Source organism: Nitrosomonas sp. Is35, assembly GCF_033063295.1.
GTDB lineage: Bacteria > Pseudomonadota > Gammaproteobacteria > Burkholderiales > Nitrosomonadaceae > Nitrosomonas.
In genome coordinates this window covers 3,118,620-3,135,541 of record NZ_JAWJZH010000001.1, presented here as the reverse complement: position 1 = coordinate 3,135,541, position 16,922 = coordinate 3,118,620, and the positions used below count along the sequence as shown (strand labels likewise).

Sequence of the window (16,922 nt, the reverse complement as noted above, 5' to 3'; positions counted from 1 at the left end):
CTGTAATTTTTAATGGATTCATCGGTTATTAATTTCAGTAATCTGTTTAATTTTGTAAAAGCGCATTTCAAAAAAACTTAAGAAAGCAGCCGTTGCAAGTTACTGCTGAAGCACCAATTCCTGATTGAGTCGTGCCGGAAATTGACGGATCCTTAATGGCTAGAAAAGATTATATTGTGTTACCTTTTTGATATGTTATATCATAACAAATATCAATTCTACTAATTTAAATTAAAATGATGCCAACTGATCGACTACCGGTGACTGTGCTTTCCGGGTTTCTAGGTGCGGGTAAAACGACCGTATTGAGTCATATTCTGAATAACCGGCAAATGCTGCGTGTTGCGGTCATTGTGAATGATATGAGCGAAATCAATATTGATGCTTCCATCATCGAGAAAGAAATTTCATTTAACCGCGCAGAAGAAAAACTCATTGAAATGAGCAATGGCTGCATTTGCTGCACATTGCGCGAAGATTTGCTCATCGAAGTACGGCGGCTAGCTATCGAGAAAAAGTTCGATTATCTGGTTATTGAATCTACAGGTATATCCGAACCGCTACCGATCGCGGAAACATTTACATTCGCTGACGAAAAAGGAATCAGTCTATCCGATATCGCCCGGCTCGATACCATGGTAACGGTTGTGGATGCGGTTAATTTCATGAAGGACTTTGAAGAAGCAAAAATGCTTCATGAGACAGGGGAAAGCTTGGGAGAAGAAGATGAGCGCAGTGTCGCTGATCTCCTGATTGATCAAGTGGAATTCAGTGATGTCATTTTGATCAACAAAATTGACTTGATCAGTCCGGGTGAGTTAATTCAACTCCAAGGTACCTTGCGCAGTTTGAATACTGAAGCTGAAATTATTGCCATCCAAGATGGCCGGGTTGAATTGCACAAGCTTTTAAACACCGGAAAATTCAGTTTTGAGCATGCGCAACAAGCGCCCGGCTGGTTAAAGGAGATGCGCGGCGAACATATACCCGAAACGGAAGAGTACGGCATCAGCAGTTTTGTTTACACAGCCAGGAAACCGTTCCATCCACAACGGTTCTACGATTTCATCCATCAACCTTGGTCAGAAGGAAAATTACTCCGGTCGAAGGGATATTTCTGGCTGGCAACCCGGCCGGATTATGCGGGCCAGTGGAGTCAAGCCGGTGGCATCGCGCACTATGGCTATGCCGGTATGTTTTGGAAAGCTGTGCCCAGGAATGAATGGCCGCACGATGAAGATTATTTGAAATCGATACTGGAGAAATGGCAAGAGCCGCACGGAGACCGGCGGCAAGAATTGGTTTTTATCGGTCAGAATATTGATCAACAAGCGATATGCCAATGGCTGGATGAATGTTTGGTGACCGATGAAGAATCGCAAGCTGGCGAGAAAGATTGGTTAACTTTGGAAGATCCATTTCCTGCGTGGATTTGATCAATAAAAATAGCTTTGATTTTCAACTGAATTTAGGGATTTGTACATAGAATTTCTCTAGCGTGATATGCTTTTACCGGTTAATCACAAGAAGTATTTCTGATCATTCCGGATACTGAAATTTTTAAAAATGTCAGTCGATATCGAACAAATCATCAAAAAATCACGGGAAGTTTGTGCGTCGGCAGGAACAAAATTAACGCACAAGCGAAAAAACGTGCTCATGGTGTTGTTGGCTTCTGCTACGCCTCTTTCGGCTTATGAAATTGTGGACCGATATAAAGCGCAATTCCAGGAATCGTTACCGGTGATGTCCGTTTATCGCATGCTGGATTTCCTGATTCAGGAAAAACTGGTTCATAAACTGGAAACTGCCGGGCAGTATATGTCGTGTGCGCACATTGCATGCGATCATCAGCATGAAACACCGCAATTTCTGATCTGTGATCGCTGCGGCAGTGTCAAGGAAGTCGGCATCAAGAAGCCCATCATCGAGGAACTTGAACGTAGCATTCAAAGCACGGGTTTTATGTTGGCACAGAAACAGCTGGAACTGCATGGAGTTTGTGAGCACTGCCAAAGCCATCCAGCGTGAGCGGTGCCTTATGGCTTGCTACTCAGCTTGTTGAAGGATTGTGGATACAGTGACAAAACCATCATCGCCGATTCCGGTTTCGCTGCTGACTGGTTTTTTAGGCAGCGGCAAAACTACGGTGTTAAACCATTTGGTTCAGCAGCCACTGTTCAGACGAACCCTGGTTGTGATTAACGAGTTTGGTGCAATCAGCCTGGACCATTTACTGGTTGCGCATAGCAATGAAACGTTGGTGATGGAAGTGGGAGATGGTTGTATCTGCTGCGCGATGCGCGGTGATTTGGCCAAGGTGCTTAAAGATATCACCTGGCGCTTTTCCCGCAATGGGGTGCGCAACTACGACAGGGTGATCATCGAAGCCACCGGATTGGCTGATCCGGCTCCAATTTTACATACCTTAATGACGGACAAAAACATTACCGCGCATTATCGCTTGGATGCGGTTGTCACTACCATCGATTGTATCCATGCGATGGATACACTGGATCATCATCCCGAAGCCGTCAAGCAAGCTGCGGTAGCAGACCGGATTATTTTGACCAAAAGCGATTTAATCGATGAACAGCAACGCCGTACGTTGCAACAGCGCTTGGCGATTCTGAATCCCGCCGCTACACAATTACTGGCTGTAAACGGTCAGGTGGATGGGCCATCGGTATTCAGTACTAACTTATTTTCGATAGATCAAAAAACGCCGGATGTTGTCAGGTGGCTGAATGCGGAAGCGTATGCCGGAAATCCTTCAAGCCGGTACAAATTTGTGCGGTATGGTGCAGCGCAAACTTTGTATTCTTCCAAGAGATCCATCGTTAAACAACCGGATATTAATCGCCATGATGATCATATTTTGTCTTATTGTTTTACTTTTGACGAACCGATCGATCCCGAATGGTTTGAGGATTGGCTGGGTTTGCTGATGGCGGTCAAAGGCGCGGATATTTTGCGCATCAAAGGGATAGTGAATATGAAGAATCGTGCGGGGCCGATAGTTATTCATGGGGTTCAGCATATTTTTCATCCTCCGGTGGAATTGACGGGATGGCCATCGGATGACCGGCGCACCCGCATTGTATTCATCACCCGGAATGTTCCTCGTGCAGCGATCGAGGATACATTTTCCGCATTGACCGGATGCGCGGCATTACCGGCAAACACCCATTAGCGGTTTGCGCTAACGGGCGGGATTTTCTGCCTGCAATACTTGAATATGCGCGGCCGCACAGCGTGCTAATGACTTTAAATCGTATCCCCCCTCCAACGCCGAAACAATACGGCCGTGTGCACAGTGATCGGCAATAACCTTGATCTGCCGCGTGATCCAGACATAGTCTTCGTCTTCAAGTTGCAGCTGCGCCATGTCGTCGTCGCGATGCGCATCGAATCCGGCGGAGACGAAAATCATCTCCGGTTTGAAGCGGTCGAGTGCCGGTAACCAGTGATCGGTGACCGCTTGGCGGAATGCCGCACCGTTGCAGCCGCGCGGCAGCGGCACGTTGATCATGCGTTCGGTGGCGCTGTTTGCGCCGCTGTAGGGATAAAACGGGTGCTGAAACGTCGAGCACAGCATGACGTGCGGGTTGTCGTGGAAAATCTCTTCGCTGCCGTTGCCGTGGTGCACGTCAAAATCCAGAATGGCAACGCGTTGCAGATGATGCTGCGCAATGGCGTGCGCCACCCCGGCCGCGATATTGTTGAACAGGCAGAATCCCATGGCACGGTCCGATTCCGCATGATGACCGGGCGGACGGACGGCGCAGAATGCGTTATTGACGGTACCGGCCAGAACCAGATCGGTGGCCAGTACAACCGCCCCCGCTGCATGTAACGCGGCACTGAGTGAAAAAGCATTCATCGCGGTATCCGCATCCAAGGCAATCAAACCAGACGCCGGAGCGGCCTGGCGGATGCTTTCAATGTATTCCGGAGTATGCACGCGCGCCAATTGTTCCGTCGTGGCCAGCGGTGCCTCGTAACGCTGCAATTGCGCCAGCAGCCCGCTGGCATTCAATTCGTTTTCAATGACGATTAAGCGCTGCGGGCACTCCGGATGGGCCATGCCCATATCATGCTTGAGACAATCCGGATGGGTAATATACGCTGTTTGCACGCTATTCCTTGTTACGTTGAAATTCGATGTCGAGTGGAATCCTGGAGCATGCCGGCAGGTGCGGAAAGCCAAAGTTTATACAATCAAACGGCTATACCATGATAAATTATCACTATCCTGAATAATAGCTGTTATCTGTTACGTTTAATTGCATTTTTTCGTCATATGGGGAGTCGTTGATGAATGAGTTTATTGCCAAAATATTGAAGTTTGTTTCGTTTGAATCGCTGGTGGAAAGAGGCTGGCTGGAAATTGCGGAAATTTTAATGCCGGTTTTCCTTTTGGCTTTGGTATTTCTTGGGCTGAGTTTTTATATCCAGCACAAACGCTGGAAAACGGCGGCCTCTATTGTATGCGCTCTGATCGGACTGGTTTATTTGCCGTACGAGTTTTACCGCCAATCGATGGTATCCGCGAGAGCGAATGCCAATGTCAGTGAGATTCAAGGCAGTTTGCAGAGTTATCTGGATTCGGCCAGCTTATCGCACGCCAAGGGGATAGCGGATAAGGAAGCGGCTGCGAGTATATTGGACGAGATGATTCATGGCCTGAATCAGGAGAAGAAAAAAGAACTGGTGCTGATTTCCTGGCTGGTTGCGGAAAATGAAAAGTATGCGCTGAATCAGATTGACAGCAAGCAGAAATCGCTCGGCGACGACATAAAGTCTAATTTGGCTGCGGCAAAAGTTGAGATTATCGATTCACGTCCACCGGTTGATAAAATTTCCGATTCTATCGTTAAAAAGCTGGATGACGACGTCAAAGTCTTAATTGAAAGGAAAATGCAGGGATTCAAGCAGGAAATCGATAGTTCATTGGACGGTTTTAAAGAGAGCATTAATACCTTCGTTCAGGGAGAGCTGAATAATTACCAAACGAGGTTAGCCGGAATTACGCAACAGAATGTCGATGAATTAAGAAATTACTCCAACAAGGCCAATCAGGCGTTTACTGAGCAAGTCAATAAAATCAATCAGGTTTCGTTGAAAAAACTGGATGCGACCAAAGAAAGCATAGAGGGCGTCGGCGCTGCTTCGGATACCAATTTGAAGAATATCGCGCAGCAGGTCAAACAACTGTCGGCTTCGCTCGAGATTGCGCAGAAAAAGAACGATATTTTGTTTGAATATAACGAATGCATGCGAATGAAGGGGGTATTGGATCTGGGTGGAAAAGGCGAGCAATGCAAATCCAAGTATCAGCAGGATTTGTCTGGTTTGAAATAGTCAATCGCTGCCGGTCTGATGGCAGTTATTTGAGATAACCATCAGGCCGTGTCGGCACATCGTCATGTGCGCAGCATGACCAGCATTGTCAGATAGAAGATGTACGCAGTTACAAAAACAATCCCTTCATTGCGCGATACCATCCGCTCACTGCGAAATACCGGCAGGCAAGCAACGGCGACGATTGCCGCTAGCGGCAAATCGATCCATAAAATATCATCCTCAACGCCGATTCCACCAGGGGCGGCCAGCGTAGTCAAACCCAGGATCACCAGAATGTTGTAGATACTGCTGCCGATCAAGTTGCCGATCGCCACGTCCCGGTCATTCCGGTAAGTGGCTACGAGTGTCGTTACCAGTTCCGGCGCGGATGTGCCGATAGCAACGATTGTCAATCCGATGAAAGTATCGGAGACGCCGTAAGTCTTGGCAATGTTCACCGCCCCCGCGACCAGCAAATCCGCACCTAATACTGTTAGCGCCATACCTGTGAACAACAGCAATGACTGTAGAGCATATTGCGGATACCGGTGTGCTTTGGGAATGGGCTTCTCACCAAATTCCTCCGAAAATTCTTTCTTGGTTGCGGCACTTTCCTTGTGGCTTTCTTTGATCAGCAAGATTGTATAAAACACCGCCGCAAATACCAGCAACATACCTTCGATCCGGGACAGAACGCCGTCAAGCGACATTAGAATCAAAATGAAAGCCGATCCGATCATCACCGGCACATCGAGTTTGATGCTCAGAAGCCGGATTGGCAACGGGCGGATAACCGCACTCAGGCCCAGGATAAACAAAATGTTGAGGATATTGGTGCCAGCGATATTGCCGATCGCTAGCGAACCTTTATCCTCCGCGACCGCCGTGATGCCGACCGCCAGCTCGGGGGTGCTGGTTCCGATCGAAACGATGGTCAAGCCGATAACGATCGGACTGATACCGAGCATTGCGGCCACCCTGGTAGCGCTGCGCAGCAGCATCTCGGCTCCTAGGACGATGACTGCCAAGCCGCCGAGGAAGATGATGGCCGGATGTAATTGGATCATTCGCTTTGCTTATCCGTTGCGGGAACCACGAGTACATCCGAAGAAATCCATTGCAAAACCCGGTTAAGGGAATTTTTGAACAGTGTATCGAACAAACCGGTGTTTTCACTGGAGCCCATCACGACCAGATCGATCGCGTGTCGGCGGACATACCGGGTGAGTGAAGTTTCCAATGCTTCGTCCACCGGTACGATGTGCCTGATTCGTAACCGGGGGATGCCGCTGCCGGTGACGAACCGCTCACAACGTTCATGAACTGCGGAACTGGCAAGTTTTAACGCTGCGCTTTCCGGCGCGGAACCCATCGCTTTGGGACGCTCATGTGCGTAAAACACATCCATGGCGGATTGCGGGAACCACTGCGCGGCGGCAAGCAACGCGACACTGGAATTCCCGGATAAGTCGGTGACGGCGACAATATTGCGATACGGCCCATGGACACGATTGCGGACGATCAGCAGCGACTGCTCCAATGTCTGTGACAATTTCTCGACAGTGGATCCTAGCAGAAAACGCCCGAGTGGCTCGTCCCGCGCTACGCCGGTTATCACTAATCCAGCGCCGGTTTGCCTGGCAACGAGGGAGATCGAATCCGCAGGCGCGGTTGAGCGGACCAACCGGATGTCGGCGCGCGATCCCATACCCGCCAGATCCTGGCTTAACTGATGACGCGCATCGTGTTGCAAATCAAACGATTGATCGCCTGCGGCCCACGCCAGGATTTGATCCGGCGCGCAGGGAACATCGAAGACATTGAGCGCTGTCAAATGCGACTGCCAAGCCTGCGCCAGCTGGATAGACCGGTCAAGCGCGCGGTCGCAGCGCGGGCTTAGATCGGTCGCCAGCAGCAAATGCGTCGGCGGCGGGAAGGACGGTGAGGGGGGCGCATCTTTTTCCGTACCCGGTTCGCCGGAAATGCGGCCGCCGGTTTGCATTCCGCCGAGCGTTGCCAATTCCGGAGAACGCGCATCGACGATTACCAAGAGATCGGTTGGCGCTTCGTCCAATACCCGTTTTGTGACGCTTCCCAGCAATAATTCTTCGGTAACGTGCGTACCATGCTTGCCCATAACGATCAGATCGCAATCTTGACGTTCGGCTTGATTGAGGATGGCGCGCGTGGCGTCGCCACACTCCACCTGCGCTTGATACTGATCTTGCGTCAAGCCTGCATTCCGGGCCAGCTCGTGCAGTAAATGCAACGCTTTCTCGCAGGCTTCATGCCGGTAGCGTTTAATGTCATTTTGGGTGATGCCGGCGTAATTCAACAACCCTTCGAACGGCACGTCGAATGCATGGAACAGCACGATACCGGCATCGGGAGCGATCTCACGGGTTATCCGGAGGGCAAGTTCCGAGGCCGGCGAAAAATCGATCGCCAGTAAAGCTTTCTTGTACGAGCCGCGGACGCCGGTTTTCACAATCAATACCGGGCAATGGCATTTGCGCAGCAGATGCGAGGCGGTCGAGCCAATTAGAAGTCGGCGCAATACGTTATCCCCGCGGGAACCGGCAATGACAAGATCCGCGCTCGTTGAGGCGGCGCAAGCCGGGATCGCCGCGGCGGGCAATCCCTCCTCGACTAGAATTTCCGCAGCCACTCCGCGGTTGCGGGAAGTATCGGAAATGATCGAATGCAATTCATTACGCTGCTTATCGATCAGTTTGCTCGTGACGGCGGCAGCCTGGTCTCCGATAAGATCCTGCAGCGAACCCAAAGCGTTCAGCCCGAGAGCATGCATGACCGTGCAGTGGGCCGAAGTTATCCCGGAAATATCGAAGCCTCGCTCGATGGCCTGCAAGGATGGGGATGACAAATCCGTTGCAACAAAGACATGGTTAATCAGTTTCATTAATAGCGCTCCTTTGCGTATGGAATATATGCAACCGGCTTTTCACAAACGGTCGATTCTGGCGATACGCAGGAAAGTTTTTTCCGCTTCAACGCACAGGAACAATAGTAAGCCCAAGCTGAGTATAGCCGCCCAGGAATGAATATCGAGTGTGACACTTTTGAACAGATGATGCATCGGTGCTGTGTAGGTAAAGGCGAGTTGCAGTACGATCAGAATGCCGGACACCAGCAGAACCGCCGGGTTGCCGCGTAGCGTTTCCAGTCTGAATGCGTGTGCCGTAAAATGACGGACATTGAATAGGTAAAACAGTTCGCACACCACAATCATATTGACTGCAGCGGTGCGTGCCGTATCGAGGCTGCTGCCGCGTTGCAATTCCCAATTGAAGATGGCGAATGTCGCGGCTACCATCAAAACGATCACAAACAGAATCCGCAACCCGAGTGCTTGCGTGATCAAAGGTTCGTCGGGCGGGCGTGGCGCAAGCGTCATGACACCCCGCTCCGCCGGTTCAAATGCCAAAGCCAATGCCAGCGTGACCGACGTGACCGTGTTTACCCATAGGATCTGACCGGCGGTTACCGGTAGCGGCAAACCAGCAAAGATCGCCAGCAGAATGACACCGGCTTCGCCGCCATTGGTAGGCAGCATGTGCATCAGCGATTTCTTGATATTGTCGTAAACCACGCGGCCTTCGCGGATAGCGCTGGCAATCGTGGCGAAGTTGTCATCCGTCAAAACCAGATCGGATGCTTCGCGGGCAGCATCGGTGCCTTTTTGACCCATGGCGACTCCTATGTCAGCCGCCTTCAATGCCGGCGCGTCATTTACACCGTCTCCGGTCATTGCCACGAGATGGCCCTGCGACTGCAAGGCGGTGATCAGCCGCAGTTTATGCTCCGGTGTGGCGCGGGCAAAGATGTCAGTGGTGAGCGCATGTTCACGTAACGCGCCGTCATCCAGGTTTTCGATTGCATCACCCGTCAGGGTTCGTCCGGAAACCAGGCCGAGCTGGCTGCCGATCGCCGCCGCCGTGATCGCATGATCGCCAGTCACCATCTTGACCCTCACACCCGCCGAGTGGCATTCGGCGACTGCTGCAATCGCTTCTTCCCGGGGCGGATCAATGATGCTCACCAGCCCCAACAGCTCAAAGCGAGGCATGATGTCGCTGGCTTCAATGTCTTGCCGGTTCTCTAACCATTGCGCTTGGGCGAACGCTAACACCCGTTCACCTGCTTGAGCAGCGCGGGTGACGGCGGCTTCCCAGTAATCGCGATCGATAGCAGTGCCGCCGGATTGCGTTTTACAGAGCACGAAGACGCGTTCTGGTGCGCCTTTCAAAAACAATAGGTGGCGTCCGCCGTGATCGTGATTCAGCGTGACCATGTACTGACGCTCGGATTCGAACGGAATCGCGTCGACGCGAGGCCACTGCGGCGCAGTGCCGGACGGTTCCATGCCCGCTTTGTGAGCCAGCGTCATTAAGGCGCCTTCCGTCGGATCGCCGGTCAGCGTCCAGTTGCCGACGGCATCATGATGAATCCGGGCGTCGTTGCAAAGCAGCGCGCATCGCGCCAAATCCTCGAATCCGGCAATGGCTGCCGGGTCGATACTGACACCGTTGATGTGAAAGCCGCCGTCGGGCGCATATCCTGCGCCTGACACCGTTATCTCACAACCGGCCAATACCAGCCGGACGGCGGTCATTTCATTCCGGGTCAGCGTACCGGTTTTGTCGGTACAGATCACCGAAACCGAGCCGAGGGTTTCGACTGCCGGCAGACGTCTGACAATGGTTTTCTTGCGCGCCATGACCCGGGTGCCGATCGCCAGAACGATTGTCACGATGGCCGGCATACCTTCGGGAATCGCGGCGACTGCCAGTCCGACAACTGCGAGAAACAAATCGAATAATGGAAGTTGAGCGATGTAATAACCGTACAACAGCGTTACTGCCGCGACCCCCAAAATGAAAGCAGTGATTTGCCGAGCAAACTGATCTAGCCGCCGTGTCAGCGGCGTCACCAGGCTTTTGACATCGCTGACCATCGCACCGATGCGTCCGATTTCCGTAAGCACGCCGGTAGCGACAACGATGCCTTGCGCTTGACCATAACTCACCAGCGTCCCGGAATAGCACATATTGGTCCGGTCCGCCAGATTGGCTTGCTGGGATATGGCGGCCGATTCCTTCTCGATCGGTGCCGATTCGCCCGTGAGAGCGGATTCGATGACTTGCAGATTCCGCGTATGAATCAGGCGCAAGTCAGCGGGAATTTTGTCGCCCGATTCCAGCAACACCACATCGCCGGGAACCAGTTGTGCCGCATCGATGTGCTGGCGCTCGCCGTTGCGCACGACCGCAGCGCGTGCTGCCAGCATATCGCGGACTGCGTCGAGCGCCCGCTCAGCCTTACCTTCCTGGACGAATCCGATGACGGCGTTAATGACGACAACGCCAAGAATGACCAGCGCATCGACTAATCCGCCTAATGCAAGGGTAACCGATCCAGCCAGCAACAGAACGTAGATCAGAGGATTGTGAAACTGCAGAAGGAATCTAAGCCACGCTGCCCGGTGGACCGGTTCCGGCAGACGGTTTTCGCCGAAATCGCTCAAGCGCCGAGCGACCTCTTGCGTCGTCAACCCCGATTGTTTGGAAGTTTTCCAGATAGCGGTGACTTCATCGGGCGGCAATGCATGCCATGCCAATCCGTTGAGGTTTTTGCCGGATGATTTTTCATCGTGTTTCGCAGCGTTATTTTCCATCGTTATGCTGATTCCTCATCGTCAGTACATGGAACCTCAATCAAGGTGCGGGAAACCCAATCCGTATTGTAATCCTCATCCGGCGTGAAATAGCGCTCGCGCATTGGGCAATCAGCGAGCGAGCGGCCGTATCGGGTAAGTTTGCGGCAACAACGGTGGCAATCGTGTTCAAATCATGAAACATAAGCGCTTGTGTGATGGGAGTGCCGGCTAAAATAAAACGCTATGGTGCAGGGTCTATGCTTGCGGGTAATTTCCTACCAAGATGGAAATACACGAAAATTTTACTGGCAATCACTGGTAGAGTAAACCTTGGTGTGGCAATGATTCATTTAATCAATTAATTCCAAATGATAATCTCTCATCGCCGCAAGGATCGGTGTCGTTCTGACAATAAATGCTCATCAAACGGAATTGTAGCTGACGGACTCAATCAGTTGCTGTTGATGTTGCAAAGCTGATGTGGCGGTTAATCAATGGGTTAACACTATGATATTCAAAAAAATCATATTTTTATGTCTGCGTAAGCCAGCCGCCGCTCATGCAAAGCTCTTTAGAGTTGATTTAATTGATGCTATGTTTCGAAAATAAATAACGATGTAAGGAAATCGCATGGGGCAGGTAGCAGAAATTGTAGGCCGCGGGTTGGCACACTTCTTAACCAAGCCGGTGCGGCAGAGCGTTCAGGTGGCAACGATCAGTCAGGAAAAACTGGCAGCTACTTTGCAGCCTGGCGATGTGCTGTTGGTGGAGGGGGATACCCGTGTCAGCGTAGCCATCAAATACCTGACGCAATCCACCTGGTCGCATGCCGCCATCTACATTGGGAACGTGCTGCCGCACAGCGCACCCTGGCAGTTGCCCCAGGTATTGATAGAGGCCGATCTGAAGGAAGGTGTGCGCGCGATAACACTTGCTCACTATGCGCAAATGCATACCCGGATTTGCCGTCCGGTCGGTTTGAACGATGAGGATCGCAAACGTGTGGTGGATTTTGTTATCGCGCGCATCGGCCAGCACTATGATCTCAAGCATATTTTCGATCTTTTGCGCTATTTGCTGCCGACAATGCCGGTTCCGACACGGTTCCGCAGACGTATGTTAGCCCTCGGCAGTGGAGATCCGACACGGGCGATCTGTTCGACGCTGATCGCGCAAGCGTTTGAGTCGGTGCGCTATCCGATATTGCCGGAGATTCAACGTACCTGGTCGGATGATCCGAGGCATACCGATTGCTACGCGGATATCTACCATATTCGTCATTATAGTCTGTACACCCCGCGCGATTTTGACATCTCGCCCTACTTCGACATTATTAAGCCGGTGATTGAAAATGGTTTTGACTACCGCTCACTGGCTTGGAGCGACAAAGATCGCGAATCTGGTTGTGAATCGGCGGAGTGAGCGTAATTTAAGTAAACTCTACCCCGGTTTGCTGTAATCCGATTAAATCGATGTTCGTGGCGTTCACCTCGGAATTGGCCGCAATTTCGAGGAGTTGCGCCTGTGATAGCGTGCCGCCGCTGCCTGTCAGCAATCCGGCATACAGGTTGTGATCTGCGGGTGACGGTGCGCTGCCGACAACGTTCTGGTACACCGTATCCACAAAAGCGTCATTATCTGGATTACCCAGCACACCGATCACCAGTTGCGAAACTTGCAGCATGCTTTGACCGGAATCGAACAAACCAAGCCCAATGCCGACATAGTCCGGGTGTGCCTGAATGGTTGGTGCATCGAATGCCGCGCCGATCAGTCTGACCGTATTGCCGGCAGCTTGGCCGTCATTGAGGTCAATCGCGACTTTTTGATCGGCAAATTGAAAACGTTCGATACCGGTGAGCGTATCGTTACCCTCCGTCCCGGAAACCGTCATTCCCAAGCTTGTGCCGAGAACAGTGTAATTCGCACGGTTGCCGCTATAGACGGCAGTGTCGGCACCTAAACCGCCATTTAGCGTGTCATTGCCTTCCAAGCCATTCAACGTATCGTCTCCACCGGCTGCAAGAATAAAATCATCCCCGGATGTACCGGTCAAATTGTCAGGGTCATCGGTGCCGAACAACACATTGGGCGGTACCGTACCGGTCTCGCCGGAAAAATTGGCGGGGGAATTAGTCCCCGTCGAACCATCCCGGTTGAGTGACTTTATGCCATCGACGGGTAATCCGGCATAAGTTATCGTGCCGCCAAACATTCCGGGAAAAGTGACGGTGCCGCTGCCGGTAAACAAAAAGCCATTCGGAATGATGAAATCGGGTGTGATTAAACCCAGCGCTGAAAATCCCTGCGTTGCAACCAATACGGACTTGTTCAGGGTTGTCTCGCTGGGAAGGTTCGTCGGGAAAGTATACGTGTGGGTGGTGGCGCCGCTGGTCGAGGTGATCGTATGTCCGGCCCACTCGTCCTGATCGTTGGCATCTCCAGTAAATTCGATGAATTGAACGGTTCCGTCAGCATTGGAATACACTTCGTTAATGTGAAATATGTGGAATGTCATTTTCTTCTCCCTCCCTTAAGCTGGAATATGGCAGCCAATCCATTGAAGCTGCTGACATGATATAACGATAACCGGAAATGAAAAACTGTATCTGCTGGATATTGGATCACTCCAGGGTAAGCGGATGCATCGTGGAATGGCATCAAATAATCTGATTAAAATACTTTTCCCGGTTGCTGCGTGCAATGGAATTTCGTTTTAATCTTCAATGTGATAATCTTTATCGTGCGATATGAAAACCAGCGCGCGCTCACCTGCTTCAAGTTCTTGAGACTTATACATTATGTTTTCATATTCCAAGATAGTGCTTTAGCTCATTAAATCAGCCAACCTCCCTTGGATATGGAACAACAACGCGTAGAAAAATCATTATTTTTACTGGCCACGCAAATATTACTGCTGGCATCGTTGTATTTCGCCGGAGGAAAAGCAGGATTAAACGCACCTTATCTAGGTTCAAGTATCACCTTGTTTTGGCCGCCCTCCGGAATTGCTTTGGCGGCACTGTTGCTATGGGGATTGCCCTGCTGGCCGGGTATATTCTTGGGGGCGCTTGTCACAAACCTGTCTACCGGTGATCTCACCTCGCCCGTTGCTTTGGCAATCGCTATAGGCAATACCGCAGGTCCGGTATTAGGAGCAGTGTTGCTCAGAAAAGTGCTGGGCTTTCAAAACAGCTTTATACGCGGACGCGATGTAACGGCCTTCTTGCTGATCGGGCCCGGTAGTATGCTGCTGACCGCCAGTATCGGTGTTTTTGCGTTGTATGCCGGTGGAATGTTGCCATTTGATTTGTTATCCCAAGCTTGGACCGGCTGGTGGCTTGGAGATACTGTGGGTGTTCTGGTGTTCACGCCATTCCTGCTGTTCCTGATGAATCTCCGGCGCACCCCGGTATCGCCGTCACAGATCAAGCTGGAATTTATTGCAGTGCTAAGCAGTTGTGTGTGCCTGACGTGGCTGATATTCGGCGGCATTACGGCCATCAGTCAACTCATGCTGCCGCTGGCTTTCCTGGTTTTTCCCCCTTTGATATGGGCGGGTTTACGTTTAAATGCGTTAGAGACTTTTATTGTGGTGCTGGCGATTGCCTCGATTGCAGTCATAGGCACGGCGCAAGGGTCCGGTCCTTTCTCCAGAGGCGATGTCCAGCTTGATCAATTAGTGTTATGTGTTTTTGTTGCAACGATTACGCTCATCGCTTTTATGATGATCGGTATCCAGGCGAATCAGCGTCAGGCGGAGCAGCAATTGCAGGATAGTGAATCACGCTTGCGTCTGGCGCTGGCGGCGGCAAATCAAGGTCTGTATGATTTGAATGTGCAAACCGGGGAAGCGGTAGTCAGTCCTGAGTATGCCCGCATGCTGGGTTATGATCCGCGATCTTTTGTGGAAACGGATAGGCGCTGGTTAGAACGTTTGCATCCGGCAGACCGGGATGCCGCTTACCAAGTTTACAGCGACTACATCGGTGGTTTACGCGAGGATTACCGGGTGGAATTCCGGCAACTTACGCAACAAGGTGAGTGGAAATGGATACTCTCGCTGGGAAAAATCATTGAATGGAATCAGCAAGGCCAGCCGTTGCGCATGCTCGGTACGCATACCGATATCAGTGAACAAAAGCGCGCGGAAGCAGAATTGAGCACGGCTTTGGAAGAATTGAAAGTGTCCGAGCGCCATCAACGGGAATTGCGTGTGCTGGCAGAACGGGAACAAAGCCGCATGGGCGCATTACTGTCCGCCATGAACATGGGCATTTTATTTGAAGACAATGAACACCGGGTGGAGTATGTCAATCCGGCATTCTTGCGGATGTGGGGTATCGGCGAGCACGAGAATTTATTGAATAAACCGGCCAGAACCATCCTCGCGAGTTCCGACGAGCGTTTTGCGCAACCCGGTCACGCTTCCAAGCATGTGTTGAATACGCATGAAATCAGCGAGCGCTGCGAACTCGAATTGACTAACGGGCGAACGTTCACTCAATTATCGTATCCCGTGAATGATATCGAAGGGCTGATTATCGGACGCTTATGGATTTACGAGGATATTACGCAAGAGCGGCAAACCGCGCAGCAGCTGCTGTATCTGGCGGAACGTGATCCGTTGACCGGTTTGTATAATCGTCACCGCTTCCAGGAAGAGTTGCACAATCTGATTGCCATCGCATTACGCCAGCGGCAGAAATTTGCGCTATTGTATTTTGATCTCGATGATTTCAAATACATTAATGATACTTTCGGGCACCGGGCCGGTGATACCGTGCTGGTCCGGACAGCGGGAGAGATTTCCAGCATTGTGCGGCATATCGAAGTATTCGCCCGTTTGGGCGGCGATGAGTTTGCCATTCTGAGCCATCTGCAACCGGAGGACGATTTGAGTATCCTTCCCGCCCGGATTGTAACGTCCATCTCATCGATTCCGCTGCATTTCCGCGACACCAATATCCGTCTGACGACCAGCGTGGGTGTCGCTATTTTCCCCGAGCACGGCGAAACTGCCGAGGATTTGGTGGCGCATGCGGATGCAGCGATGTATCAGGCCAAGAATCAGGGCAAGAATACCTGGGCAGTTTACGATCCTCAGCGTGATTCGTCGGAAGCCATGATGCACCGGCTGACCTGGTACAATCGGATTGCTCAGGCGCTGGAGCAGAATCTGTTTGAAATTCATTTCCAAGGTGTCTACGAAACCGCTCACAATGCACTGACTCATTTAGAGATTCTCGTCAGGATGCGCGATGTGAATGAACCGGCGCATTTAATCATGCCGGGTCAATTTATCCCCATAGCGGAAAAGAACGGCCAGATTGTCACGATCGACCGCTGGGTGATCAAGCGCAGCATCGAACTGCTCAGCGAGAATCCGGATATGCCGCCAGTTGCGATTAATATTTCCGGCCGCACGTTTGACGATCCGGCGATTCCCCAGTACATCCGCAATCTTTTAAGCGAACTGCGCGTGGATCCGAGGCGGTTGATCATCGAGCTGACCGAAACTGCGGCGGTGTCAGACATACAAGACGCGCAACGCTTCATCGAAGCGGTTCATCAAGCCGGTTGTTGTGTTTGCCTGGACGATTTCGGCAGCGGTTTTTCCACGTTCGGTTATCTGAAATACCTGGGAGTCGAAATCCTTAAAATCGATGGGTTGTTTATTCGCGATCTCCCCAATAACCGCGACAATCAGATTTTTGTCAAAGCCATGGTGGAAGTCGCGCGCGGACTTGGCAAGTTAACCGTGGCGGAATTCGTTGAAGACGCGGCTACGCTGAGTATGGTGAAAAATCTGGGAGTCGATCTTGCGCAAGGTTATTATTTTGGCCGCCCAAGCGCGCAAATTCCCGTTAAATCCTGATTCAGGATTCAGCAACGGTTT

The 16,922-nt window shown here is 51.4% G+C and carries 11 protein-coding genes; 6 read left to right on the top strand and 5 right to left on the bottom strand.

The window, feature by feature from the left end:
- The first annotated feature begins 236 nt into the window (after positions 1-236).
- From zigA to R2083_RS14545, 3 genes are all read left to right on the top strand, one after another.
- Positions 237-1,436, top strand: coding sequence for a zinc metallochaperone GTPase ZigA (zigA, locus tag R2083_RS14555; RefSeq protein ID WP_317538885.1), 1,200 nt, complete (start codon positions 237-239; stop codon positions 1,434-1,436).
- A gap of 130 nt (positions 1,437-1,566) precedes the next feature.
- Positions 1,567-2,031: a Fur family transcriptional regulator gene (locus R2083_RS14550; protein ID WP_317538884.1), complete on the top strand. Its 465-nt coding sequence runs from the start codon at positions 1,567-1,569 to the stop codon at positions 2,029-2,031.
- A gap of 49 nt (positions 2,032-2,080) precedes the next feature.
- Complete coding sequence (locus R2083_RS14545; RefSeq protein ID WP_317538883.1) at positions 2,081-3,193, top strand: GTP-binding protein; 1,113 nt, start codon at positions 2,081-2,083, stop codon at positions 3,191-3,193.
- A gap of 9 nt (positions 3,194-3,202) precedes the next feature.
- Here R2083_RS14545 and R2083_RS14540 read toward each other — a convergent pair whose 3' ends face one another.
- Positions 3,203-4,138: a histone deacetylase family protein gene (locus R2083_RS14540; protein ID WP_317538882.1), complete on the bottom strand. Its 936-nt coding sequence runs from the start codon at positions 4,136-4,138 to the stop codon at positions 3,203-3,205.
- Between the two features lie 179 nt (positions 4,139-4,317).
- Between R2083_RS14540 and R2083_RS14535 the strand changes: the two genes are divergently transcribed.
- A complete protein-coding gene (locus R2083_RS14535) occupies positions 4,318-5,364 on the top strand; it encodes a hypothetical protein (protein ID WP_317531932.1) in 1,047 nt (348 codons plus the stop codon).
- Between the two features lie 62 nt (positions 5,365-5,426).
- On the opposite strand, the gene R2083_RS14530 is transcribed toward R2083_RS14535, so the two are convergent.
- Genes R2083_RS14530 through R2083_RS14520 form a run of 3 tightly spaced genes read right to left on the bottom strand, consistent with a single transcriptional unit; the run spans position 5,427 to position 11,041 of the window.
- The gene (locus R2083_RS14530) at positions 5,427-6,413 is read right to left on the bottom strand and encodes a calcium/sodium antiporter (protein ID WP_317538881.1); all 987 of its coding nucleotides are present in this window, start codon (positions 6,411-6,413) and stop codon (positions 5,427-5,429) included.
- Complete coding sequence (locus R2083_RS14525) at positions 6,410-8,266, bottom strand: universal stress protein (RefSeq protein WP_317538880.1); 1,857 nt, start codon at positions 8,264-8,266, stop codon at positions 6,410-6,412. The genes R2083_RS14530 and R2083_RS14525 overlap by 4 nt, the downstream gene beginning before the upstream one ends.
- A gap of 42 nt (positions 8,267-8,308) precedes the next feature.
- Complete coding sequence (locus tag R2083_RS14520) at positions 8,309-11,041, bottom strand: HAD-IC family P-type ATPase (RefSeq protein ID WP_317538879.1); 2,733 nt, start codon at positions 11,039-11,041, stop codon at positions 8,309-8,311.
- 612 nt (positions 11,042-11,653) lie between these two features.
- Here R2083_RS14520 and R2083_RS14515 point away from each other — a divergent pair.
- The gene (locus R2083_RS14515) at positions 11,654-12,445 is read left to right on the top strand and encodes a YiiX/YebB-like N1pC/P60 family cysteine hydrolase (RefSeq protein WP_317531928.1); all 792 of its coding nucleotides are present in this window, start codon (positions 11,654-11,656) and stop codon (positions 12,443-12,445) included.
- A 7-nt stretch (positions 12,446-12,452) separates the two neighbouring features.
- On the opposite strand, the gene R2083_RS14510 is transcribed toward R2083_RS14515, so the two are convergent.
- Complete coding sequence (locus R2083_RS14510; RefSeq protein ID WP_317538878.1) at positions 12,453-13,541, bottom strand: calcium-binding protein; 1,089 nt, start codon at positions 13,539-13,541, stop codon at positions 12,453-12,455.
- A 342-nt stretch (positions 13,542-13,883) separates the two neighbouring features.
- Between R2083_RS14510 and R2083_RS14505 the strand changes: the two genes are divergently transcribed.
- Complete coding sequence (locus R2083_RS14505) at positions 13,884-16,901, top strand: EAL domain-containing protein (protein WP_317538877.1); 3,018 nt, start codon at positions 13,884-13,886, stop codon at positions 16,899-16,901.
- Positions 16,902-16,922: the final 21 nt, after the last annotated feature.